This is a genomic window from Paenibacillus lentus, from assembly GCF_003931855.1.
Lineage (GTDB): Bacteria > Bacillota > Bacilli > Paenibacillales > Paenibacillaceae > Fontibacillus > Fontibacillus lentus.
The window spans coordinates 2,600,443-2,625,089 of sequence record NZ_CP034248.1; the positions used below are offsets into that span (position 1 = coordinate 2,600,443).

The window sequence follows — 24,647 nt, forward strand, 5'->3', positions numbered from 1 at the left end:
CCAACGAGGAAGGAGGTGAGTTCTATGCGAAATTCAATCGAGTTCGAGGTTTACGGTGACTATGCCCTTTTTACTGATCCGTTGACAAAATTGGGAGGAGAGAAGCTGAGTTATCAGATTCCGACCTATCAGGCGATGAAAGGAATACTCGAAAGCGTCTATTGGAAACCGACTTTGATCATGATCGTCGACGAAGTTCGAGTCATGAATGCTATACGCATGGAATCCAAAGGCATTCGTCCCATAGATTATAGCGGTGGAAATACATTAGCGAATTACACGTACTTGAAGCAACCGAGGTATCAAGTCAAAGCGCATTTTGAATTTAACATGAACCGTCCAGATCTGGCTGATGATCGTAACGAAAACAAGCATCACAATATGTTGAAACGAGCGGTGAAGGCCGGAGGACGCAGAGATATTTTTCTTGGGACGCGGGAATGTCAGGGGTACGTTGAACCTTGTGTGTTTGGTGAAGGTAAGGGATTTTATGACGAGGTAGAAGAACTACATTTCGGGCATATGGTTCATGGCATCAATTATCCGGACGAGACAGGTAGAAATCAAATGGAAATCCGTCTATGGAACCCGGTGATGAGAAGTGGCATTATCCAATTTATTCGGCCAGAACAATGCACACAGGTTCGCAAAGTTTCCGATATGCTGCCCAAGACCTTCAATTCATCTAATGTTGAGTTCGTTGACAGACTATTAGCACAAATTGGAGAGGAGGGGAATGGATGAGTTGGTTATTGCATTTGTATGAAACTTATGAATCGAATCTGGATCGCGTCGGGGAAATCGAAAAAAGATACAATGACCGTGAATATACTCTACTACCTATCTCCCATACAACGCAGAATGCGCATATTGAAGTAGAAGTTACAGAAGATGGAGAGTTTCACTCCGCGTTCATTATTGATAAAAAGGATGCGAGCACTCTCATTCCGTGCACAGAGGAATCGGCAAGTCGCGCTGGTTCAAAAATAGCGCCTTATCCGCTGCACGATAAATTAAGCTATGTTGCTGGGGATTTTGTCGCCTATGGTGGCCAGATCAAGAAAGAAGAGCCTTATGCATATTATATCAAGCAACTGGAAAGCTGGGCTCAGTCTCCTTATGCTACAGCCAAGGTTCGCAGCATTTATAACTACTTAAAAAAAGGTCAATTAATACAAGACCTAGTCCATGTGAAGATTTTATGCGTTGATGCGGATAACAAGCTAATTGAGAAATGGGATAAAAAATACGAGCCGCTGTATCCGGAGAAACCTCTTATTTTCTCAACAGTAGCCGGGGGGCAAGACAGTGCCTTTATCCGCTTCAATGTGCACTCTCCCAAAGAAATTTTGACAAAAGTGTGGAAAGATCGGGAGATGTATGATTCCTTTATTAAATACTACCAGGACTTATTAGGCAGTGAAGATATTTGTTATGTAACGGGTCAAAAGCTGCCGAGCACGGACAGGCATGCGAATAAAATCAGGAACGCAGCGGATAAGGCTAAGCTTATCTCGGCTAATGATACTAGCGGATTTACGTTTAGAGGTCGTTTTAGCCAGAGTAATGAAGTTGCCAGTATCAGTTACGAGGTATCCCAAAAGGCTCATAACGCCTTAAAGTGGCTGATTAACCGACAAGCCAAAATTATAGATCAACGCGTATTTCTGGTATGGGGCAACGACATGCCGGAGGTGGCAGATCCAACAGAAGACACATTCTCCATTGATCCCACGCCTGTTACGTTGGTACAAAAAAAGTCATTTACAAACCAGGAGCTTGCGAGTGAGATATCTAAGGCATTGGATGGTTATCGAAACGATGTTACATCGAAATCCGAGGTCAATATTATGATTCTTGACTCGGCCACCACTGGACGAATGGCTGTATTATACTACCGCCATATGAATAAGGAACTGTATTTGGACAGGCTGGTGAAGTGGCATTCGTCTTGTGCCTGGCTGCATCGTTATCGGAAGAATGAACAAGGTGAATTTGTTCAATTTTATGGAGCACCAGCTACCAAGGATATTGCATTCGCAGCGTATGGGCCGCGAGCTAATGAGAAAATCGTAAAAGGATTAATGGAGCGCCTGCTGCCATGCATTGTGGATGATCTGAAAATTCCCCAGGATATTGTGACCAGTGTATATCAGCGGGCTTCCAATCCAGTTTCTATGGAGAAATGGGAGTGGGAGAAGACTTTGAGTATTGCCTGCGCCCTAATTAATAGACAGGAGGGATTCAAGTTGGCATTAGACACAGAAAGTAATGATCGGGATTATCTATTCGGACGACTATTGGCGGTAGCAGATGTTCTTGAACGATCCGCACTTGGGCGGGAAGAGACGCGGGCGAGCAATGCCATTCGTTATATGAACGCATTTTCAAGACATCCGTCCAGAACCTGGATGACGATTCAGCAAAGCTTGCAGCCGTACCAGGCTCGGTTGGGGACGAAGGCAAACTATTATTCTAAAATCATTGATGAAGTGGCATCTAGAATAAAGCTCGAAGAATTTAACAACAAACCACTATCTGGAAAATACTTATTGGGTTTCTATAGTCAACGCCACGAACTCTATCAGAAGAGGGAAAATAATAAAGATGTTGTAGAAGCATCTAATGAAGAGGAGAAATCAATATGACCATTCTAGATCATAAAATAGATTTTGCGGTAGTTCTATCCGTGACGAATGCCAATCCCAATGGTGATCCTTTAAACGGAAATCGTCCAAGACAAAATTATGATGGTCACGGTGAAATTTCGGATGTTGCGATCAAACGCAAAATCAGGAACCGTCTACAGGACATGGGAGAATCCATATTTGTTCAGTCCAATGACCGTAAGTCAGATTCGTTTAACAGTTTGAGAGAAAGGGCGGATGCAAACACAGAATTGGAGAAAATTCTAAAGTCCAAGACCAGTTCGAGTGATGATTTTGCTAGGATAGCATGTCAGGAATGGCTGGATGTTCGCAGTTTTGGCCAAGTGTTTGCGTTTAAAAGCTCCGACAAGAGCGGGGGTGTCTCTGTCGGTGTAAGAGGGCCAGTATCCATTCACACTGCTGTTAGCGTTGATCCGATTAATATTACAAGTATGCAAATTACGAAAAGCGTCAATTCTGAGCCGGGTAAAGAGCGTGGTTCAGATACGATGGGCATGAAGCATCGCGTAGACTTCGGGTTTTATGTTTTTTATGGAAGTATTAATACGCAATTGGCTGAGAAAACGGGGTTCACGAAAGAAGATGCGAACAAGATTAAGCAGGCGCTGGTCACTCTGTTTGAAAATGATGCATCGGCGGCGAGACCGGATGGAAGTATGGAAATTCATAAGGTCTATTGGTGGGAACATAAATCGAAGCTTGGCCAGTATTCTTCTGCCAAAGTCCATCGTTCGCTAAAGGTGACGTCTCGGTCGGAAGAGCCGAAATCGATCGAGGACTATTCGCTGGAACTTATTGAATTAGAAGGACTAAAGGTTGATGTGATAGATGGCCTCTAAGGAAGATGACGATTACCTCATGTTATCGGGGATACAGCATTTTCAATTTTGCAAACGACAATGGGCGCTTATTCATATTGAGCAGCAATGGGAAGAGAACGTGAGAACGATTGAAGGACAATATCTCCATCAGAAGGCGGATCAGCCATTTATTAGGGAGAAGCGTGGGGACAAACTCATTGTAAGAGCAATGCCCGTCAAGTCTGCTGAACTTAAGATCACAGGTGTATGCGATGTAGTAGAGTTCATTAGGGATGATAAGGGAGTAGAGATCCAAGGTGCTGATGGGAAATATCGAGCTTACCCGATTGAATACAAACGGGGAAAACCAAAATTAAATGATGCTGACTTATTGCAACTAACTGCTCAGGCTATATGCCTGGAAGAAATGCTGTTATGCAATATAGACAAAGGTTTTATGTTTTACAATGAAATAAAGCATAGACTCGAGGTTGGAATCACTGCGGAAATGAAAGATAAAGTGAGAATGCTCGTTTCCGAAATGCAGGATTACTATATTCGCAGACTGACACCGAAAGTCAAGACGGGTTCTTTTTGCAAAAGCTGTTCCCTTCATTTGATTTGTTTGCCAGAATTGATGAATAAAAGGTCTGTGAAGAGTTATATTGAAGGGAAAATCAAGGAATGAAGAAGCTGCTGAATACGCTATTTATTACGCAACCCGATGTCTATTTATCCTTAGATGGAGATAATGTTGTTCTTCTCAAAGAGCAGGAGAAGCTCGGAAGGTTGCCGCTTCACAATCTGGAATCCATCGTAGCATTTGGTTATACGGGGGCAAGTCCAGCATTTATGGGGTATTGTGCAGACAGGAACATTTCATTGGTGTTTCTTACCATGAGTGGAAGATTTCTCGCTAGAGTCATTGGTGCAAGCAAAGGTAATGTAGTTCTGCGGAAGAAACAATACCTACTTTCGGAAAACGAGTCGCTATCCGCTAAAATTGCCCGGAATTTCATTGTAGGAAAAATTTTCAATCATAAATGGATGATTGAGAGAATGACCCGGGACTACCCATTGCGTTTAAATGTAGATCAATTTAAGGAAGTGTCCCAGCACCTATCGTCAATCATGATGGATGTACGAGTATGCGAAGATCTGGAGCGATTAAGGGGCTTGGAGGGGCAAGCGGCTGTAAGCTACAATGCATTGCTGGATCAAATGATCCTGCAGCAGAAAGAACATTTTCATTTCCGTATCCGCTCAAGAAGACCGCCATTGGATAACGTAAATGCTATGCTGTCGCTAGCTTATACTTTGTTAGCTAACGATACGGCATCCGCCTTAGAAGCGGTAGGACTTGATGCATATGTTGGTTTCTTACATCGGGATCGCCCCGGACGAGCTTCTCTAGCCTTAGATGTCATGGAAGAGCTACGAGGAATCTACGCTGACAAGTTCGTTCTGACTTTAATTAACAAGAAAATTGTGAATCATGAGGACTTCCTTCATAAAGAGAATGGTGCTGTGATCATGACGGATGAAGCAAGAAAAAAATTCTTAGCAGCTTGGCAGAACAAGAAGCAAGAGAAGATTACACACCCGTATCTTGGCGAGAAAATTTCTTGGGGACTCGTGCCCTATGCACAGGCATTGCTGCTGGCGCGTCATTTACGTAATGACTTGGATGAATATCCTCCATTTCTATGGAAGTAGGTGTGAGATATGCTAGTATTAATTACGTATGATGTAAGTACGGTGAGCAGTGCGGGGCAGCGCAGATTACGAAGGGTATCCAAGGTATGCCAAAACTATGGACAGCGCGTGCAAAACTCAGTATTTGAATGCGTGGTTGATGCCGCTCAATTTGCAACTCTAAAGTTAAAGCTTATGGATATTATTGATCCTGATCAGGATAGCCTTCGCTTCTACCAGCTTGGGAATAACTATAAGAATAAGGTTGAGCATATTGGTGTCAAAGAGTCACTAGATTTGGAAGGGCCCCTAATTTTGTAAGGTGCGAATGTGAAGCGAACATGATTCTCCAGGGACATTCGCACCAGCCGATTTACTTAAATTATATTTGTTGGAAGAAAACACCTGGGAAAAAATCAGATAAACAACAAATATTGGAGTATTTATACTTGTATTTGCGATTTTAGGGTAATTTTACCTTGAAAATCGCCGTCGCATCCCTCGCGGATGCGTGGATTGAAATATCCAAAACCTTAAGAAACTCCGCTTCCTCGGCATGTCGCATCCCTCGCGGATGCGTGGATTGAAATACTCATTTAATCATCAACCCACTTTCACCAAGCGTCGCATCCCTCGCGGATGCGTGGATTGAAATAGCGACTTTGACACTATCCTCGGGGACATCACTAGGTCGCATCCCTCGCGGATGCGTGGATTGAAATTTCCGTCCTGAACGGGAACGGCGTCTGCGTCTCTTCAAGTCGCATCCCTCGCGGATGCGTGGATTGAAATTAAACTTGCCTCATCTAATTGCAATTCCGCTTGCCCATGTCGCATCCCTCGCGGATGCGTGGATTGAAATAGTACGCACCCGGTTAAGGTGCTCACACGTTTGGGAGTCGCATCCCTCGCGGATGCGTGGATTGAAATTTGTACAAACTGTAAAGCCCTTTCTGGCAGATTTGTCGCATCCCTCGCGGATGCGTGGATTGAAATGATCCTGTGGTATCATCCCTTGTCGCCTCCTTAGTCGCATCCCTCGCGGATGCGTGGATTGAAATCCCTACCACTGTGCCGCAATTATGGCAAAACTCAGTCGCATCCCTCGCGGATGCGTGGATTGAAATTGCAAGATCGCGCTGGAATAATGACTCTGATACATTGGTCGCATCCCTCGCGGATGCGTGGATTGAAATGGGGTGATAACATGGCTGAAGATAAAAGTAAAAAAGTCGCATCCCTCGCGGATGCGTGGATTGAAATTTGGGCTATATCGCGAATATCCATGCCCTTAAACGTCGCATCCCTCGCGGATGCGTGGATTGAAATGCGAATTAGAAGCCTTCCAAAACGAATGGAAATGCGGTGAGTCGCATCCCTCGCGGATGCGTGGATTGAAATTTACCGTGCAAAGGTTAGTGACGGCAAATCAGTGTCGCATCCCTCGCGGATGCGTGGATTGAAATAATCCCTTGTGATCCATCCCCTACCCCCCTATCGTCGCATCCCTCGCGGATGCGTGGATTGAAATGAAATAGAAGTGGAGACGAAGGGAAAAGATTTAATGGTCGCATCCCTCGCGGATGCGTGGATTGAAATGTCCGGGATACCGTGCGGGTAACCTTTAGTCTCGTAGTCGCATCCCTCGCGGATGCGTGGATTGAAATTAGGAAGCGTACACTATCAGCAATGACTTCTGTGTCGCATCCCTCGCGGATGCGTGGATTGAAATTGCGCTTGTAGATACCGTCAAGGTGGTTCAACTCCTGTCGCATCCCTCGCGGATGCGTGGATTGAAATGAGAATCATTGAATTTGACCGTGAATATTGCTGGGCAGTCGCATCCCTCGCGGATGCGTGGATTGAAATAATCAAAGTCGGAATATCATCTGGAGAAAGAACTACATGTCGCATCCCTCGCGGATGCGTGGATTGAAATGTTGTGGCGGTGCGTGGTTTGAAATAAATGCATTGGTCGCATCCCTCGCGGATGCGTGGATTGAAATAACCCACATTGCGTATCACCTTCCGTTTCTTGTTGTGTCGCATCCCTCGCGGATGCGTGGATTGAAATATGATAAAAGGTTGGTTTGTATCATCCATCACTGTGGTCGCATCCCTCGCGGATGCGTGGATTGAAATATAGCAGCAACGACTGCTAATATGGTAAGTTCTCGTCGCATCCCTCGCGGATGCGTGGATTGAAATTTTGAGCCATGACAAAAACCTCCTCGTTAACGATGTCGCATCCCTCGCGGATGCGTGGATTGAAATCATCGAAGACTGACTAACGCACCAAAAGGCATGGAGGTCGCATCCCTCGCGGATGCGTGGATTGAAATGGTTGCCCGAGTACGATCGACATAGTAGGTCAGCGTCGCATCCCTCGCGGATACGTGGGTAGAAATTACTAATCGTTTTAAGCCAACAGGAAGAGATTCCTTCATTACTACTAGGATTTTAAATTTTGTTAGGTACCATGGACATCTTAAAATTTCACTTCCAAAAACAAGGCGCTACTCATCCTGAGCAGCGCCTCCTTTGCGATATTGTAAGGGGGAGGTTCCAGTGGTGCGTTTAAACGCAGTGCTGAAATAATGCTGTGTTTCGTAGCCGACCTGCCTGGCGATTTCGGCGATGGTTAGATCGGTGCCATTGAGCAGCTGGGAGGCCCGACGAATACGGATTTGCGTCAGGTAGCCATTGAACGAAGCGTCAAGCTCCTGCTTGATCATCCGGCTTAAATACACCGGAGAGGTTTGAAGCTGCTGGGCCATGGATTCCAGGGTCAGCGTACAATCGCCGTAGTGCTCCAGCATATACTGCTTGGCTCTGCGCACCAATGGGGAAATGGCGGTTTCCTTTAGCACAGTGGATTTGCATTTGCGATAGACGGCAGGCATGGAAGTAAGGCCATTTTCCCCCTCGGCCAGATGGATGTCGACAGGCACCTTTAAGTAAGTCCGCACGGACGATTCAATTTGGTGGAAATCGCCATCGGCTGAGAAGCTCCACAGCAGTACGACAATGACGCCAAACGGGTCTCGAAAAATAACTTTTGGATAGGAGGAGAGCAGCTCGGCGGCAATGTTCTCGATGGCGAATAGATAGAGCTGGCGCTCACTCTCCTTCATCAGAGGCTGCGGAGTTGCAGACTCACGCAGACGAATCATGCCGAGCAGGCTCGGCGTGGTCACGGGCAATTGGAGAAAAGCCAGCTGCTCTACAATTTCCTCCTCCGTCATGCTGCCCTCCATCCATTCCTGGCAGAAGCGCTCCCGCAGCAGGGGATAGCTCTTTGTAATTTGCCGGGAGGCGGTTTGTAAATGCTGCTGTTGAATCGCCTCTTCCTCTAGCTCATTCCTAACCTGGCGCAGTACCTTTTCCAGTTGTGCCGGGTTGGCGGGCTTCAGAATATAGTCCTTTACCTGGAGGCGGATTGCTGTTTGGGCATAGGTGAATTCATCATGGCCGGTAATAATAACGATTTTGCAATCAGGCAATGCTTTGCGAATATGCTTCATCAGCTCGATTCCATCCATAATTGGCATGTTGAGATCGACAAGCAGAATGTTGACTCGATGCTTTAGTGCCAGCTCCAGCGCTTCTTCGCCATCTTCGGCCTCCGCGACGACATTCAGCCGCAGCTGCTCCCAATCGACGCTTTCTCGAATGCCTTCTCGGATGATGAATTCATCGTCGGCAATGAGCACCTTCCAACAATACTCTGTGGAAAGCGACTTCTCTTTTATCATCAACGATCAACTCCATTTAGATTGTACTCGTCCCGTATAAGCGGGTGGGTTACCGTTACCACAGTTCCCTCGCCTAACGTACTGGCGAGGCTCAGACCATACTTGTCGCCGAAGGTAAGTCGCAGGCGGGCCTGAACATTCAAGATGCCGTATCCCTTTGTCTCTTGCCCCCGCCTCACGGCTCCGGCCGTTTGATTCGCCCAATCCTCCCGAGGAGATCTACCGGCACCAGGCTCAGCTTCGGAGCTAACCACCTGTTCCAGAGCGCGATGAAGCTTCGAGAGCTGTTCTTCTGTCATGCCTTTGCCGTTATCGCGAATCGTCATCACTAAATTACTTCCTTGTTCCTTAGCTTCAACTTCAATCAATCCCGGCCCGCGGCGTTCTTTAATTCCATGATAAATGGCATTTTCCACGATTGGCTGAAGGATCAGCTTCAGCACGCTAAGCTCCTGAACCGCCGGATCGACCATCAGCACATAATCTAATTTATTCTGATATCGCACATGCTGGATTTGTAAATAACTGCGAATATGCTCGATTTCATCGGATAATGGGATGATGACATTACCCTTACTTAGTCCGATTCGGAACAGCTTTGAAAGCGACTCCGCCATTTCGGCGATATCTACGGCGCCTTTGCGGCGGGCCACCCAGTGAATCGTATCCAGCGTATTGTATAGAAAATGGGGTTTAATATGCGCTTGAAGGCTGCTTAACTCGGCCTCGCGCTTTTGTTGTTCCTGCCGTTCGGTCAAGGAAATGAGCCGATTGATCTGCAGGAGCATTTCATTGAAACGGCGGCCCAGCAAGCCGATTTCATCCGAACGATCGCCCCAATATCGGATTGTTAAATCTCCAGATTGTGCCTTTTGCATAAAGGACATCAATTGCCCGATCGGTCTGGAGATCGAATGAGCCAGGTAGAAGGAGGCTGTCATCCCAAGAAGGCAGACGACAAACACGAAGCTGACGACATAGAAGCGTATTTCCCGTATCTCTAAAATCGAATCCTCGGTAGCGAACACGCCGACCGTCGTCCAATTTGTGAACGGGGATACCCGATAGATGAACTGCAGCTTACGTCCGTCGGCCTGATGGGAATGCGTGCCCGAGCTATCTTTATTCAGCCATTCCAGTGGAATATGCTCAATGTACGGGTCGGAAGGAGCGTAGATGAGCTCGCCGTTGCTGTCGATGACCGTAAGGTAGCCTGTTTTTCCAAGTCGGACGTCCTGTGCCGTTTCCGCAATGACTCTCAGCTTCAGATCGATCAGGACGACCCCTTTTACCTGCTGCGTATCGGGATCAAGGATCGCTCTTACCGCCGAAACGACCTCACTGTTCTTATAGTTGACATGATTTGTGACATTGCGTTCGTTCGGATGGCCGACGATTTTGAATATCCCTTTATTGCGGACGGCTTCCTGGTACCAAGACTCGCGAGTTAAGTCGCTCTCCGTCCGTGCATACATTTCGTTGCTGATATATTTGCCGTCGCTGTTGACGATCATGATACCGGCGACTTCTGAGTGAAGCGTCGTGAAACCCTGCAGGAATTTGCGGATATCGTAATGATCTTCCTCCTGGGCAGACTCTTGCAAGGAACCCAGTTCGCGATCGGACTCCAGAAAACGCTGGACATCAGGATTGAAGGCAACAAGGAATGTCATGTTCTGCAAATTTTCCACATACGTTTCCAACGATTCATTGACCTTACCGATGAGCTGTAGCGTGTTGTTCGTAACCTGGCGATCCAGAACACGATCCACCGTCCAGTGAATAAGGAACCCGAGGCCGATTGACGGAAGGATGCTGATCAGCAAAAAGTGGATGATTAGCTTATAGCGAATCGGTAAGTTATTAAATGACAAGTGACGTATTCCCGCTGACTTAAAATTATTTCGCATAGTAGTCATCCACATTATGCCGCGTCACTACGGTAATTCCGGTATCCACTTGTTCGGGAACGGGGGGCATGCCTGCGATTTGCGCGGTGTTCCGATCATGTCCCAGGGAGAAGAGGAACTGGAGCGACCAATAACCCATATTCCAGGTGCCCTGGGCCATAGTAGCGGAAATATCCCCGTTCTTCACGAGATCCAGCGTGCCTTTGTCGGTGTCGAAGCTAATAATTTTTGGCCGCTGATCTCGGCCATTTTCTCGTACAGCCTCAGCTACACCGATACCGCCATTCGCTTCCGTGGCAAAAATGCCGGCGATATCGGGATAGTCCTGCAAAATTTCCTCTGCCGATTGTCTGGAGTAAATTTGATCCCCTTTGCCATTTTTTACGGCAACGACTTTCATTTCAGGATAATCCCTCTGAATCGTCGCTAGAAATCCGTCGGTTCTTTCCTGGTGGTTCTGTTGGTTCGGTGTCGTGACGACGGCGACTTGACCGCTTTCGTTCGTCAGCTCCGCCATTTTTTGCGCTGCCCGGACCCCGGAGGAATAATTATTTGTGCCTAGAAAAGAATAAGCTTTGCTTCCAGGGGCGTCGGAATCGAAGAGGACGACAGGAATACCGGCATCGACCGCCTTATTGATCGTTTCCGTCAAGTCGACAGGGTGTATGGCTGAAATTGCGATGCCGGCAGGCCTTTTGGCGATGATTTGCTCCAGCACGGTGATCTGCTCATGGATGTCACGCTGCGTCGAGCCACGGTATTCCACGGATACATTGAGCGCCTGTGCCGCATCCTCAAAGCCCTTTAAGCTGCTTTTCCAATAATCGATCCCCATTTGAAAGGTGACCATCACATATTTCTCATCGATTTCGCCGCGCAAGCCAGCGGTCTTCCACTGTTCATTAAGCTGACTTTGAGATCTGTAATCCAACACATACAGCAGGAAAAAGCCGATCAGTAGTAAGTATACGATCCAAATCTTTTTCACATTGAAACCCCTTTCATAACTTGAGCTTGGACAACATCATACTACGAAATGCTGCCGAAATGTATCCCTTATTCTTTAAGTAGCGTAGCTTTGTAATGTACTGCAACGTACAAAAGGCCGTCTCTAACGCAGAAATCTCTCTGCGGCTAAAGACAGCCCAAGGCTGAATTACGTCCTATGTTTAGGTGACACCATCCTCCCATTTACTCCTTTATCGCGACCTTTTCCGCCTCGTCTGCTTGCTTGCTCTCTTTGCTGGCCCTTGATTCTTTGTTTTCGATTTCGTGCACATCGTACAGCACCCGCGCGAGCAAGTCCTGACTGTAGTTGCCGAAATGCTTGCCGTAAATGGTTAACCCTCTTTTGTTGACCGGCTTGTCGGTGACTGCGATTCTGAAGGTCAGCTCGCTCTTGTAATCCAACTGGATCTGGTCGATCGTAACATCTGAAATACGGCATCCGTCAATGAAGCTGCCTTCGTGATTGATACGGATCAGCTTTAACATGCCGTACTGATTCAAATGGGGCGGCCACCAGTCAGGGTTGAAGGTTCCCCGTGCATCACCAAAATCGCCTGGACTTGTCCAGGAACCGATTTCGATTCCATTGACATAGAAATAGATGTCGGATGGATAATTATCGTTGAAACCAGGTGCTTCCGAGCTCAGCTCCATTGAGAATTGAATTTCACGGAACGTTTGATTCGGCTTCAAATAATTAGGAATCCGGTATTCCAGGAATCCGTCAGCAAGCCAAATGATTTCTGAATCGATGCGCTGCGGATCGGCGAAATAGCGAGGGTCGTCAAAGTCGCCGATAATGCTGTCTTTGGTCGCTAATCCACAGGTAGGAACTGCCTGGTAATCACTGTAGTGCCCAACCTGAATTTCGACTTCATATAAATTTTCGACATCCTTGCTGCGTAGATCGACCATCAGCTTATCTTTGTTCAAATAACAAATTTTCTGAATTCCGTGCTTGCCTACCGTCGTATTGATTTCAATAAGCCCGCTTTCCTCGAGCTTCCGAATATGCATCGTGATAGCCCCGTTGCTCAAATTAAGCTTGTTAGCCAGATCATTCAGATTCAAGGACTGATTGTTTGCTAACAGCTCGAGAATCTGAATTCGAATTTCCGAGCCTAAAGCCTTGAATATATCGATCCCACTCATTAGATCTTTAATATAGATCATCTACCGTACCAGCCTCCGAAAAAATAATTTCATTCCGTTTGTTTCAAATAATTATAAACCAACAATTCTAAAAATGAAAGCAATTAATTAAATAATGTAATATTAATGCATTATGAGACAAATTTTTACATAATAATGTGATATTATTTTATATTAATATAAAGTTTACCTATAAGTGAGTCAGTGAAAAGACGACAAAAGGCGAGTTTTATTAAATATATCGGTTTTTGGACGGAATAATTTTATGCAAACATAAAAAGATTTATATGGATATGTTTACAATGAGTTTTCTATATGCTACTTTATAGCTGTAAGCGGATTCATTTGGAAAAAATGCAATCAGTTCATAATTACTTGAAACAAGGGGGTAATAAAATGCAACAACGACCGTCACAGAAGAAATGCGTGGTTTGCGGTGACAGCCTGCACCTAATCATGCCTACAATAGAAAGCGAATGACCAGGCCTTGGATGAATGGCCAGCTGCATGCAGGCTATAAAAATGCTGCTCAACAGACCGGCTCGATTTCCATGAATAGATCCAGAGCAAAGAGCCCGGCTCATTACTGCCGACACATCATCAGGCAATGGCGGTAAGGTACGGTTCCCTTCTTCAGGCGGATTTTGACAGATTAATTCACTCTGCAATTCGGGAAAAACATGTCTAAAACATATCTTTCTTCGAAAATAGCGCATCTAATTATACCTTTCCTAGATACTCAGTCACCATTCTACACATAAAAGCACCCTAGATAACAAAACAAAAACCTAGATAGCAAAACAAAAAGTGAATGTATTCATCTATTCCATAATGATTGAGAGGCAGTTTCATGAATAGAACAACGTTGGGGCTATTTTTAGCACTAATAGTAGTATTCACATTGGTTTTATCGGGTTATGGTGATGGCAGCTCACAGACGAATGTATCTGGGTAGAATGCTGTGTCGTCTGGCAATAATTCAGCCAGAGTTGAGAATGCTGCTGAGGGGCAACTGATGAGGCTCAGCTGAATGCTGATTTACCGAGTAAAGATATTACCGGGGAAATAACGGTATGGGCTTTTAACGAGACCGTGTTCGATGAAGTGGGCGCGGCGTTCATGGCTGAATACCCCGGGATCAATCAAGGTGCCGCATCGTGGTTCCGTTGTATTTATTTTTTAGCGATCTGGGCTGGATCAATACGCATCTACCCTTTGTTGTGCCGTCTTTATTTGGGCACGGGCTCAAGGGCGCGATATTCGTGCTGATTTTTATCCAGTTTTATAGAAGGATGCCGAGCGTGCTGGAGGAAGTGGCGAGAATCGACAGGGCCGGCCCGTTTTGAACGTATTGGAACATCATGTTTCCTTTGGCGAAGCCGTCCACGTTGGTCGTCCATGTTGGTCGTGTTTTTGTTCTCGGTCGCCTGGCACTGGAATGACAGCTTGAGCCGAATACGTATTTGATGGTACCAAGCTTCTATAATCTGACGCAGCGGATGGCTGTGTTTTACGGCACGAATAATCAGGCAGCAGAGACGATGTTCCAAATGTCGTCCACTTCCATCAGGATGCACCGACAGAGCTTAATCAAGTGATGGCCGCGGTTATTTTAACGATACTTCCGATCCTGATCATGTATTTGTTCGTTCAGCGTCATTTTGTGGGGAGTGTCGAACGTTCGGGAATCGCTGGAGAATAAATCATGCTACAATTGAAATGGAGGGTTATCATTGAAAATAAAACTAGCTATCGGATTGACAGCCTTGCTGCTATTAACCTCTTGCAGTGAACAGGCTTTATCCGGTTTGCCTGAAGGGGCTGCTGGGGCTGCTCTGGGAACTACTTCAGGAGCTGTTGAAGGAGGCGGAAAAATGCTGGCAGAGACGGGGAAACAGGTTGCCGATGAGGCTCCGAAGTTTGAAAACGCATCGGTTCATGATCCGTCCGTCATTAAGGTGGAAGATACTTATTATGTCTTCGGATCCCATTTGGCTGCCGCGAAGACGACTGATTTCATGAATTGGACGCAGATTGCTTCGGGCGTGCACGATGGGAATCCCTTGATTCCTAATGTGACTACCGAGCTGGCGGAGACGCTGGAATGGGCGCAGAGCAATACGCTCTGGGCGCCGGACGTCATTCAACTGCCGGATGGGCGCTTTTATATGTACTATAACGCCTGCAAGGGGGATTCCCCGTTGTCGGCGATGGGCGTCGCGGTTGCGGATCATGTCGAGGGGCCGTATAAAGATTTGGGTATAATGCTCAAGTCGGGGATGTGGGGGCAGCCGAGCGAGGACGGTACAGTGTATGATGCCACCGTTCATCCGAATGTGGTGGATCCTCATGTATTTTTCGATAAAGAAAATAAGCTGTGGATGGTCTACGGTTCTTATTCCGGGGGCATCTATATTTTGGAGATGGATTCCAAGACCGGGTTCCCTTACCCAGATCAGGGTTACGGCAAGAAGCTGCTTGGAGCAAATCATAGTCGTATCGAAGGGCCTTATATGCTGTATAGCCCGGAGACGGATTATTACTATATGTTCCTGTCCTACGGCGGCCTTGATGCCATTGGGGGCTACAATATTCGCGTCGTACGCTCAAAAGCGCCTGACGGCCCGTTTGAGGATGCCGAGGGTCATGACATGACCGGCGTAGGCGGTCCGGCGGGAACATTCTTTGACGATGAGGCGATCGCGCCTTATGGCGTGAAGCTGATGGGGAATGTGCAATTCGATTATGTGGAAGGAGAGACGCCCGGGGTGGGTACGGCCTATGTATCTCCTGGGCATAATTCCGCCTACTATGATAAAGCGACTGGGAAGTATTATCTGATCTTTCATACCCGGTTCCCGAACCGGGGGGAGAGTCATGAGGTGCGCGTCCATCAGATGTTCCTGAACGAGGATGGCTGGCCGGTCGTTGCCCCTCACCGCTATAGCGGTGAAACGATTGGAGCGTATGAAGCGGCCGAGTTGGTCGGCGATTACAAGTTCGTCCGCCACGGCAAGGACATTACTGCGGAGGTCAAGGCGTCCTCGATTATTCATCTTGGGGCAGACGGCAAGGTCAGTGGGAGCGAGACGGGCACATGGCGCTTCATCGGCGATCATGGTTTGGAATTGAAGCTGGACGGCAGCGTATTTCGCGGCGGGTTCCTGCGTCAGTGGGATGGGGGAACGATGCAGAACGTCATCGTTTTCTCAGCGCTTTCTGAAGCCGGAGAAGCCGCATGGGGTAGCCGCGTGGGGTTGAAGGAGTAGGCTACGCGTGGCCACTTCGACATGAAATAGTTTGAGTGAGTTACAGGAGAGCAGGCCATGTGCCGCGCTGGAGAAGCAGGCTCTATGGGGATGCAATAGCTTGCGGTGGTATAGGAGGAGCGGGTTGTGTGGTAATGCAGGAAGCAGCTTTATCGATCGCCGTCATGCAGCAATGCACCGCGCGCTGGGAGCTGCGCGCGGTACGAAATGTGTAGGAGGATCAGGTTGCGTGGTAATGCAGGAAGCAGCTTGTATGAGATGCAGTAGTAGCTCGTGTGGCTTTTGAGGACCAGCCTAAATGATGTTAAAGGGCTAGTTATCGTATCCAATTTAATATTCTGCTAAAGCCCTTGACCAAATTGGTCAAGGGCTTATTGCAGTTATAGGGCTTATTGATCGTGTAAGTGTTTATAGAACCTATGGAGAAAAGCTGGAGACGCTAGAGACGCTGGAGAGTAGCGCAGAATAGTGTCTTCGTTGTTGGAGGTACTGGCTAATTTTAAAAGGGGATCGCCTGAAATAAGGCACTCGATTTCGATTTATACTAACTGTATTTCATACATTTAGAATGATACTTTTTAGCGTTGAATGTACAACTAACTGTATTTTCTGTATTTAGAATGGACATTTAGAGGGAGGAAGGCGTTTAGGGCATGTTCTAGATGTAGGAAATACAGTTAGTTTGCAAAAATGACCATGGCAACACAAAAATAAATGTACTAAATACAGCTAGCTCTTACAGCTAGTTCCTGAATATGTCCAACTAGTCGAGTTCATCCCGCCCTGTATCTACCCTCGAGCACCAGGTTACATTTCGCTCCGCAGCTACGTCCTACCCTCTAACCCCATTCCACACCGAGTATGACTTACCTTGCCCAACGATTCGACCGACCGCCGTCATGCAGCAATGCACCGCGCGCTGGGAGCTGCGCGCGGTACGATTGATCATGCCAACGTGCCCAAACACGTAACTATATCTAGCCTTATGCGAGTGCGAGAAAATGTTAGTCACTAGCCCCCAGTTGCGGTATTCTGCTATATGAGAGGTGGCCAATCAGTCAATCGACCATCCGACCACCAATCAGTCAATTAGTGCACCATCCACCCAACCACCCACCGGAACCGCCCAACCGGCCATCCACCCAACCACCCATCCACCCACCGGAACCAACCAACCGATCAGTCAATCGACAACACCGCATTCACACAATCGCGTAACTCCTCTAGGTGTTAAAAAATATGAATATATTAACGCATATATTATATATTTATATAAAATTAATAGGATAAATTAAAGGGATGTACCGGCTATCGATGCCAAAATCTGCTTGGCACAGGATTAGTTTCATATAACTATAAAAAGATTTAGTTTAATGATTTACAATCCAAATACTATATGTTATTTTATATTTGCAAGCGGATTCATTAAAGTAATATAAAAACATTTTATGTTTAATTGAAATGGAAGGTGAATAACTTGTCCACAACGTCAAGGTCAGCAACAAAGCTAAGTGCACGGATGGTCGTAGACAAAGCATTCAAGATTGCGGAAGTAGACAAACGTATTTACGGTTCCTTCATTGAGCATTTAGGACGAGCGGTTTATGGGGGGATTTATGAACCATCTCATGCCACCGCAGATCATTTAGGGTTTCGTCAAGATGTGAAAGAGCTTGTCCAGCAGTTGAATGTGCCTATTATTCGTTATCCGGGTGGAAATTTCGTTTCTGGCTATAACTGGGAAGACGGGGTTGGGCGGGTGGATCAGCGGCCGAAGCGACTCGATCTCGCATGGCGAGCGCTAGAACCGAACGAGGTAGGAACGAACGAATTCATGAGCTGGGCGAAGGATGTAGGCTCAGAAGTGATGATGGCGGTCAATCTTGGTACTCGGGGCGTGGACGCGGCCAGAAACCTATTAGAATACTGCAACCATCCCGGAGGCAGTTATTGGAGCGATTTGCGCCGCAGTCACGGCTATGAGCAACCGCATAAGATTAAAACCTGGTGTCTTGGCAACGAGATGGACGGCCCTTGGCAAATCGGACAGAAGACGCCGGTGGAGTATGGACGCTTAGCTTATGAAACGGCAAAAGCGATGCGCTTGGTTGATCCTGACATCGAGCTCGTATCCTGTGGCAGTTCCGCCACATCTATGCCGACGTTCCCGGAATGGGAAGCGATAACACTAGATCACACTTACGATGTGGCTGACTTCGTCTCGTTGCACCAATACTACGGCAACAGAGACAATGATACGGCTAATTATCTTGCGCGTTCGATGGATATGGAGCATTTTATCCGCACCGTAGTTGCCACCTGCGATTACATTAAGGCGAAGAAGCGCAGCAAGAAGACGATGTATTTAAGCTTTGACGAATGGAATGTATGGTACCACTCCAATCAACAGGACAGGGAAATCGAGCCGTGGACTGTGGGGCCGCCGCAGCTGGAGGATATTTATAATTTCGAGGATGCCTTGCTCGTCGGCAGCATGCTGATTACACTTCTGCGACACGCCGATCGGGTGAAAATGGCTTGCATGGCCCAATTGGTCAATGTGATTGCACCGATTATGACTGAGAATGGCGGAAGAGCTTGGAAGCAGACGATTTTCTATCCTTATTTACATGCTTCGATTTATGGTCGTGGTATTTCACTGCAGCCGGTCGTCGAATCCCCGGTCTATGATGCACAGGATTATACGGATGTTCCTTATTTGGACAGTGCCATTGTTTATAACGAAGCGGAGGATGAGCTAACGATCTTCGCTGTGAATCGTCATTTGGAGGAATCGCTGAATCTAGAGTGTGATGTGCGTGGATTTGAAGGTTACCGGGTGGCAGAACATATTGTGCTCGAGCACGACGATCTTAAGGCAGTAAATACCGCCGAAGAAGAGAAAGTGAAACCACATAATCGGGGCAATGCCACATGTCAGGATGGTTACGTGAATACTCGTCTATCCAAAGCTTCTTGGAATGTCATACGGCTAAAAAAGGCTTAATACAGATAGCCATGCAAGGGTATGCCGAAAATAGCATAGCCAGCGGATCTTGGTATAACCAACCATAACCGCCGGATTTAGTTGATGCATAACTGCTACGTAACTGTATATCTGCGAAACTGTGTATGCGTGTATCCGCATATCCGCGAAACTGCATAACTGTGTAACTGCATAACCGCGAACTGCGTAACTTCGTATCCGCGTATCCGCGAAACTGCATAACTGTGCAACTACGCAACTACGCAACTACGCAACTACATTTATGCTTAACTTCATTTACTTCTATGATCTGCACTTAAAAACTAAATTTTTTAAGGAGGTCAGTTATGAAGCAAAGATGGTTTATTGTGCTTGTTGCAATGTCAATGACACTGATGTTATTTGGATGTGGACAATCGCCCCAAAGCACGGGAGGGGATAGTACGGTTCTCGACGCTGGGGCAGGTGAAGGGGCGACGGAATTGTCCTATTGGACATTCGTGGAGCTACACGGTCAACATTTTGAGAAGATGCTTGGAAAATGGAACGAGGCCAACCAGGATCGGCAAATCAAGTTGAATGTGACAGTAATGCCTTATGATGACATGCATAATAAACTATCGATCGCAGTACAGACGGGGGTCGGGGCCCCGGATATCGCGGATATTGAGCTAGGCAAGTTCCCAGACTTCCTGGCGGGTACTCCCCAGTTGGAACCTTTGAATGATGTGATTGACCCGTACCGAGGTACGATCGTGAAGTCCAGGGTCGATTTGTACAGTAAGGGTGGCCAAAACTATGGCGTTCCTACACATGTAGGCGCTTCAGTCGCTTTCTACAATACCGAAATTCTGGAGCAGGCCGGCGTTGACTACAAGACGATTGAGACCTGGGAAGATTTCAAGCAAGCGGGCATTAAAGTGTATGAAGCGACTGGAAAATATATGGGTACCGCGGATACAAGCGCAACCTGGCAAGCCTCGATGCTGCTTGCCCAGCAAGGCAGCGATTTCACGGATGAGGCTGGCAAGCCTGTTGTGAATTCGGAAGCCATGGCCAAAGGCATGGCGATTCTAAAAGATTTGCAGGACAACAATGTCATAGCCACGGTTGCCGGAGGGCAGCCGGATACGGAAGAAGCCTATGGCGAGTTTAATGCGGGCAACTATGCCACCGCCTTTATGCCGTTATGGCAAATGTCGAGGTATACAAACTACATGAAGGATTTATCCGGGAAAATCGCAATTGCGCCGATCCCTGTCATTGAGAAAGGTATGCCCCGTTCTGTAGGCGGTGGCGGCACGGGAACGGTAGTGACAAAAACGGCCAAGGACGTTCAGCTGGCCAAGGATTTCCTGGCCTTCGCCAAATTGTCGTTGGACGCGAACAAGGAAATCTGGAATACATTAGGCTTCGATCCGGTCAATATGGACGTCTGGGAGATGCAGGACGTCACGCATGATCCGGATAATCAGTTTGTGCGTTATTTCCAGAATAATCCCTTTGATGTCTTGAATGAAATTAAGAGCGAAATCCAGCTGATCAAATCAACTTCCGCAACGCCAACGATCAATAATGTGCTATGTACGATCACATTTAACGAAATATTTGAAGACGGTAAGGATATAAAGGAAGCTCTAGACGCAGCTCAAGCGCAAATTGAACAGGAATTGAAATAGTGAAGCAGCTCCCAATCAAATTCATAAAAGGAGTAGTGCGATGATCAAGAAATTTCTCTACTCGCAAAAAGTCGCTCCCTATGTTTTTGTGCTGCCTTTTATATTCGTCTTCATATTCTTCTGGGTCTATCCGCTGGGCAGCTCTTTCAGCATGAGCTTTCAAAAAATACAGCTTGGGCAGGAAGCCAGTTGGATCGGCTTCAGCAATTACGAGAAGCTGATGGGCGACGGCGTTTTTCTTAAGGCCGTAACCAACAGCGCCGTGTACATGGTGCTCACCTTAGCCGTTCTAATTCCTTTTCCAATGCTGTTTGCCGTACTCATCAACAATAAATTCATGTGGGGGAGAGATTTTTTCAAATCCTCCTTCTTCTTCCCCGCCTTAACTTCGGTGGTCGTGGCGGGAACGATCTTCAGACTGATGTTTGGAGAAATGGAAGGCTCTTTGATCAACAGCGTGCTGGGATGGTTTGGGATCGGGCCGGTCAAATTTCTGAAGGGGCAGGTTACCGGATTCGTTGCGCTAGTATCGCTAGCGACTTGGAGATGGACAGGGGTCAATATGCTTTACTTCCTGGCAGGTCTCAAAAATATTCCCGACGAATACTATGAAGCCGCCTCGATGGACGGAGCATCATCCTTCCAGAAATTGACGAGGATTACGATGCCTCTATTAAAGCCCACCACGATCTACGTGCTGACGATCAGTATTTATGCGGGCCTTGCGATGTTTATCGAGAGCATGATGCTGTGGAACGGCAATAACTCACCGAAGAACATTGGATTGACGATCGTCGGCTACTTGTACCGGCAAGGAATCGAGAAGAACAACCTGGGATACGCGGCGGCCGTCGGCATTGTGCTCCTGGCGATCACGATGATCATCAACCTGGCGCAGCTGGCCTTTTCTGGGATGTTCAAGAAGGAGGACTGACGAATGAGCAGGGATAATTTGATCAAAATCGTCCTCTTCGTTCTTTTTGCAGGCTTGTGTGCATTGATTTTGCTCCCTTTTTATGCGGTTACGATTGCTTCCTTCAAGCCGGGCGAGGATTTGATTCGCTACGGGTTGAATTTGAGCCTCGATCTGTCGGTTATGAATTTTGACAATTTCATATATTTGTTCGCCGGTAACCATGCGTACTTTACCTGGTTCTTCAACTCGCTGCTGCTGACGACCGTTCAGGTCGTGCTGACTTTGCTCGTTAGTGCGACGGTGGCTTACGGGTTCTCGGCCTATGAGTTCAGAGGGAAGAACTTCTTGTTTATTTGCGTGCTGTTAATCATGATGGTGCCATTTGAAATATTGCTGCTCCCTTTATATACGCTGACGAACAAAATCGGTCTGATGAACTCCTATTCGGCCATTGTGCTTCCCGGCGTGGCTAGCGCCGCGACGATCTTCTTCTTTCGGCAATATCTAAGAGGGGTTCCGAAGGAAATTATTGCTGCAGGCAGGGTTGACGGCGCTTCGGAGTATGGAATTTATATGAGATTAATATTGCCTGTTATGAAACCATCATTTGCTGCTATGGCGATTTTAAACGGCATGAACAGCTGGAACAATTTTCTTTGGCCGTTTATGGTGCTCAGCGATGCCGGGAAATACACTCTTCCGATCGGTCTGAAGACGCTGTTGACGCCTTACGGAAATAACTACGACTTATTGATTGTCGGTTCGTTTTTCTCGATTATTCCTATTTTTATCTTGTTTGTAGCTTTTCAGAAGTATTTTATAGATGGCATGACGGCTGGAGCAGTGAAGGGCTAGATATAAGCTAAAAAGAAAGACGTATTTCCGTTTTTCAGGCACCGTCAGGTGCTTTTTCTTCATTTTGTTCAAATCTATGTCCATGCACTGGATTTTATTTTAAAGAAGCATAAATCCTTAATGCAAATAAAAGATACTATATTCGATTCATTGATAAAAATTACACTTTCATAATGAAAGATAGAAAAAAATCCTGAAACATTATATATTTATATAAAACTAAGGACTGATAATGGGGGTGTTAATTGTTTTTTTTAGCATAACTTTGACGAAAATAGGTTTAGTTTTATAAAACTATAAAAAGATTTATATTTTATTGTTTACAATCTGTATTCTATATGTTATTTTATATTTGCAAGCGGATTCATTCAAGTCTTGCAAAAATGTTTTAAGTTTAATTAAAACTGGTTCAGGGTTAACATTTATATTTTTAATATAGTGTTAAATCAATATTCATTAGGAGGGTTTATGGTGGTCAAGAAAAAAAGTTGGTTTATGCTCGTTTCGCTTATTTTCATCCTCTCTACCGTGTTAGCGGCTTGTGGAGGCAAAGAGAATAGTGAAGCAGGAAACGGTAACGGGGGTTCAGGGAAAGCCTCAGAGACGAAAGAATTGACATTTATGTATCGTGGAGGTACCGACGAACAGAAAGCGTATACAGAAGTCGTCAAGAAATTTGAAGAGGATCATCCTGGTGTAAAAGTAAAAATGGTCGTTACAGCAGCAGACCAATATGCCACGAAGCTAAAAGCAGCGATCACGGGTAATAAGGTGCCTGACGTATTCTATTTTGAATCAGGCGACTTGAAAGCTTATGTGAATAGCGGCATTCTTAAGAACCTTACGCCTTACCTGAATTATAGCGAGGATATTAATCTTGATAACATTTGGAAATACGGTGTGGACTTGTACCGTTATGATGGAGAAATGGCTGGACAAGGCGACATCTATGGCATGCCAAAGGACGTTGGGCCATTTGCTTTAGGATATAACAAGACGATGTTCGAGAAAGAGGGCATTCCTCTCCCGGACAATGACGTTCCGATGACTTGGGATGAGTTCATCGAAGTGAATAAGAAGCTGACGAAGGACACCGACGGGGATGGAAAGGTCGACCAATATGGAACAGGCTTTAACGTGAACTGGGCATTGCAAGCCTTTGTTTGGAGTAATGGAGCTGACTGGATCGATGAGACCAAAACTAAAGTAACGATCGATGATCCGAAATTTGCGGAAGCGCTGCAGTTCTTTGCTGATATGCAAAATGTTCACAAAATTACACCTTCCGCTGAAGATGCGCAAACATTGGATACCTACCAGCGTTGGATGAAAGGCGAGCTAGCTTTTTTCCCGGTAGGACCTTGGGATATGAGTACTTATGAAGGACTTCCGTTTGAATATGATTTGATGCCTTACCCTGCGGGTTCCACAGGCAAGCCGGCCACTTGGACGGGTTCGCTTGGAATCGGGGTTTCGGAGAAAACGAAGTATCCAGAAGAGGCAGTTGCACTAGTCAACTATTTGACGGCATCTAAGGAAGGCATGGAAATGCTAGTTAACGCTAAGGTACAAATTCCAAACCTGATCGACATGGCTGAGGAATGGGCTGCAGATACTTCGACTAAACCGGCAAATAAACAGGAGTTCCTCGATATCGTTGGAGATTACGGCCGAGTGTTGCCAGGTCACTACACTTATAATGCCGAATGGTACAACTTGTTCTTTACAGACATTCAACCTGTGATTGACGGCAAAATGACGGCTGAGGAATATGTGAAGCAGCAGCAGCCGAAAATGCAGAAATTGCTGGATAGAGCGATTGAACAGGAGCAAAAATCAAAGAAAAAATAATGAATTTGCAAGTTTAGTATTGTATTAATCCAGTATGCAAAATGATGTTAGTCACTGTGGTTACTATACTAAGGGACTAGCATCATTTTCATTCTGGCATCC

Annotated in this window: 18 protein-coding genes and 1 CRISPR repeat array; of the genes, 14 read left to right on the top strand and 4 right to left on the bottom strand. The window is 46.3% G+C overall.

The features are described 5' to 3' along the window. The first annotated feature begins 24 nt into the window (after positions 1-24). From cas5c to cas2, 6 genes are read left to right on the top strand one after another with little or no spacing between them, the layout of a single operon-like run. The gene (gene cas5c / locus EIM92_RS11620) at positions 25-744 is read left to right on the top strand and encodes a type I-C CRISPR-associated protein Cas5c (RefSeq protein ID WP_125082766.1); all 720 of its coding nucleotides are present in this window, start codon (positions 25-27) and stop codon (positions 742-744) included. Further along, on the top strand, positions 741-2,648 hold the full coding sequence (gene cas8c / locus EIM92_RS11625; RefSeq protein WP_125082767.1) for a type I-C CRISPR-associated protein Cas8c/Csd1: 1,908 nt from the start codon (positions 741-743) through the stop codon (positions 2,646-2,648). Before cas5c ends, cas8c begins: the two co-directional genes overlap by 4 nt. After that, positions 2,645-3,508 carry a type I-C CRISPR-associated protein Cas7/Csd2 gene (cas7c, locus tag EIM92_RS11630; RefSeq protein WP_125082768.1) on the top strand — a complete coding sequence of 288 codons (864 nt, stop codon included), beginning with the start codon at positions 2,645-2,647 and terminating at the stop codon, positions 3,506-3,508. The genes cas8c and cas7c overlap by 4 nt, the downstream gene beginning before the upstream one ends. Continuing rightward, complete coding sequence (cas4, locus tag EIM92_RS11635) at positions 3,498-4,157, top strand: CRISPR-associated protein Cas4 (protein WP_125082769.1); 660 nt, start codon at positions 3,498-3,500, stop codon at positions 4,155-4,157. The genes cas7c and cas4 overlap by 11 nt, the downstream gene beginning before the upstream one ends. Next, positions 4,154-5,185: a type I-C CRISPR-associated endonuclease Cas1c gene (gene cas1c, locus EIM92_RS11640; RefSeq protein WP_125082770.1), complete on the top strand. Its 1,032-nt coding sequence runs from the start codon at positions 4,154-4,156 to the stop codon at positions 5,183-5,185. Before cas4 ends, cas1c begins: the two co-directional genes overlap by 4 nt. Positions 5,186-5,194: 9 nt before the next feature. Beyond that, on the top strand, positions 5,195-5,485 hold the full coding sequence (cas2, locus tag EIM92_RS11645) for a CRISPR-associated endonuclease Cas2 (RefSeq protein ID WP_125082771.1): 291 nt from the start codon (positions 5,195-5,197) through the stop codon (positions 5,483-5,485). A gap of 170 nt (positions 5,486-5,655) precedes the next feature. Next, positions 5,656-7,572: a CRISPR direct-repeat array (repeat unit 32 nt; unit sequence GTCGCATCCCTCGCGGATGCGTGGATTGAAAT). A 108-nt stretch (positions 7,573-7,680) separates the two neighbouring features. Here the strand turns inward: cas2 and EIM92_RS11650 are convergent. From EIM92_RS11650 to EIM92_RS11665, 4 genes are all read right to left on the bottom strand, one after another. After that, entirely contained in the window at positions 7,681-8,919 is a 1,239-nt protein-coding gene (locus EIM92_RS11650; RefSeq protein WP_125082772.1) for a response regulator, read from the bottom strand. Then, complete coding sequence (locus EIM92_RS11655; RefSeq protein ID WP_125082773.1) at positions 8,919-10,829, bottom strand: cache domain-containing sensor histidine kinase; 1,911 nt, start codon at positions 10,827-10,829, stop codon at positions 8,919-8,921. Before EIM92_RS11655 ends, EIM92_RS11650 begins: the two co-directional genes overlap by 1 nt. Then, positions 10,819-11,817, bottom strand: coding sequence for a substrate-binding domain-containing protein (locus EIM92_RS11660; RefSeq protein ID WP_125082774.1), 999 nt, complete (start codon positions 11,815-11,817; stop codon positions 10,819-10,821). The genes EIM92_RS11655 and EIM92_RS11660 overlap by 11 nt, the downstream gene beginning before the upstream one ends. Before the next feature lie 203 nt (positions 11,818-12,020). Beyond that, a complete protein-coding gene (locus EIM92_RS11665; protein WP_125082775.1) occupies positions 12,021-13,010 on the bottom strand; it encodes an ArsR/SmtB family transcription factor in 990 nt (329 codons plus the stop codon). Between the two features lie 1,136 nt (positions 13,011-14,146). Here EIM92_RS11665 and EIM92_RS23695 point away from each other — a divergent pair. From EIM92_RS23695 to EIM92_RS11700, 8 genes are all read left to right on the top strand, one after another. Next, positions 14,147-14,335 (top strand): ABC transporter permease family protein, encoded by a 189-nt coding sequence (locus EIM92_RS23695; RefSeq protein WP_164515091.1) that lies wholly within the window; start codon positions 14,147-14,149, stop codon positions 14,333-14,335. Positions 14,336-14,863: 528 nt separating this feature from the next. Then, positions 14,864-16,258, top strand: a complete 1,395-nt coding sequence (gene abnB, locus EIM92_RS11670) for an arabinan endo-1,5-alpha-L-arabinosidase AbnB (RefSeq protein ID WP_125085140.1) — start codon at positions 14,864-14,866, stop codon at positions 16,256-16,258. Positions 16,259-16,317: 59 nt separating this feature from the next. After that, entirely contained in the window at positions 16,318-16,473 is a 156-nt protein-coding gene (locus EIM92_RS11675) for a hypothetical protein (RefSeq protein ID WP_164515092.1), read from the top strand. Positions 16,474-17,777: 1,304 nt separating this feature from the next. Beyond that, positions 17,778-19,265, top strand: a complete 1,488-nt coding sequence (gene arfA / locus EIM92_RS11680) for an arabinosylfuranosidase ArfA (RefSeq protein WP_125085141.1) — start codon at positions 17,778-17,780, stop codon at positions 19,263-19,265. Positions 19,266-19,591: 326 nt separating this feature from the next. Then, positions 19,592-20,923: an ABC transporter substrate-binding protein gene (locus EIM92_RS11685; RefSeq protein WP_125082777.1), complete on the top strand. Its 1,332-nt coding sequence runs from the start codon at positions 19,592-19,594 to the stop codon at positions 20,921-20,923. A gap of 40 nt (positions 20,924-20,963) precedes the next feature. Continuing rightward, positions 20,964-21,857 carry a carbohydrate ABC transporter permease gene (locus tag EIM92_RS11690; RefSeq protein WP_125082778.1) on the top strand — a complete coding sequence of 298 codons (894 nt, stop codon included), beginning with the start codon at positions 20,964-20,966 and terminating at the stop codon, positions 21,855-21,857. A 3-nt stretch (positions 21,858-21,860) separates the two neighbouring features. Beyond that, on the top strand, positions 21,861-22,694 hold the full coding sequence (locus tag EIM92_RS11695; RefSeq protein ID WP_125082779.1) for a carbohydrate ABC transporter permease: 834 nt from the start codon (positions 21,861-21,863) through the stop codon (positions 22,692-22,694). Between the two features lie 471 nt (positions 22,695-23,165). Then, positions 23,166-24,545, top strand: coding sequence for an ABC transporter substrate-binding protein (locus tag EIM92_RS11700; RefSeq protein ID WP_425464202.1), 1,380 nt, complete (start codon positions 23,166-23,168; stop codon positions 24,543-24,545). The last annotated feature ends 102 nt before the right edge of the window (positions 24,546-24,647 follow it).

Bases quoted from the DNA above. Each gene is read 5' to 3' on its own strand.
- cas5c (WP_125082766.1), top strand. From the start codon at position 25: ATGCGAAATTCAATCGAGTTCGAGGTTTACGGTGACTATGCCCTTTTT.
- cas8c (WP_125082767.1), top strand. From the start codon at position 741: ATGAGTTGGTTATTGCATTTGTATGAAACTTATGAATCGAATCTGGAT.
- cas7c (WP_125082768.1), top strand. From the start codon at position 2,645: ATGACCATTCTAGATCATAAAATAGATTTTGCGGTAGTTCTATCCGTG.
- cas4 (WP_125082769.1), top strand. From the start codon at position 3,498: ATGGCCTCTAAGGAAGATGACGATTACCTCATGTTATCGGGGATACAG.
- cas1c (WP_125082770.1), top strand. From the start codon at position 4,154: ATGAAGAAGCTGCTGAATACGCTATTTATTACGCAACCCGATGTCTAT.
- cas2 (WP_125082771.1), top strand. From the start codon at position 5,195: ATGCTAGTATTAATTACGTATGATGTAAGTACGGTGAGCAGTGCGGGG.
- EIM92_RS11650 (WP_125082772.1), bottom strand. From the start codon at position 8,919: ATGATAAAAGAGAAGTCGCTTTCCACAGAGTATTGTTGGAAGGTGCTC.
- EIM92_RS11655 (WP_125082773.1), bottom strand. From the start codon at position 10,829: ATGCGAAATAATTTTAAGTCAGCGGGAATACGTCACTTGTCATTTAAT.
- EIM92_RS11665 (WP_125082775.1), bottom strand. From the start codon at position 13,010: ATGATCTATATTAAAGATCTAATGAGTGGGATCGATATATTCAAGGCT.
- abnB (WP_125085140.1), top strand. From the start codon at position 14,864: ATGCTGGCAGAGACGGGGAAACAGGTTGCCGATGAGGCTCCGAAGTTT.
- arfA (WP_125085141.1), top strand. From the start codon at position 17,778: ATGGTCGTAGACAAAGCATTCAAGATTGCGGAAGTAGACAAACGTATT.
- EIM92_RS11685 (WP_125082777.1), top strand. From the start codon at position 19,592: ATGAAGCAAAGATGGTTTATTGTGCTTGTTGCAATGTCAATGACACTG.
- EIM92_RS11690 (WP_125082778.1), top strand. From the start codon at position 20,964: ATGATCAAGAAATTTCTCTACTCGCAAAAAGTCGCTCCCTATGTTTTT.
- EIM92_RS11695 (WP_125082779.1), top strand. From the start codon at position 21,861: ATGAGCAGGGATAATTTGATCAAAATCGTCCTCTTCGTTCTTTTTGCA.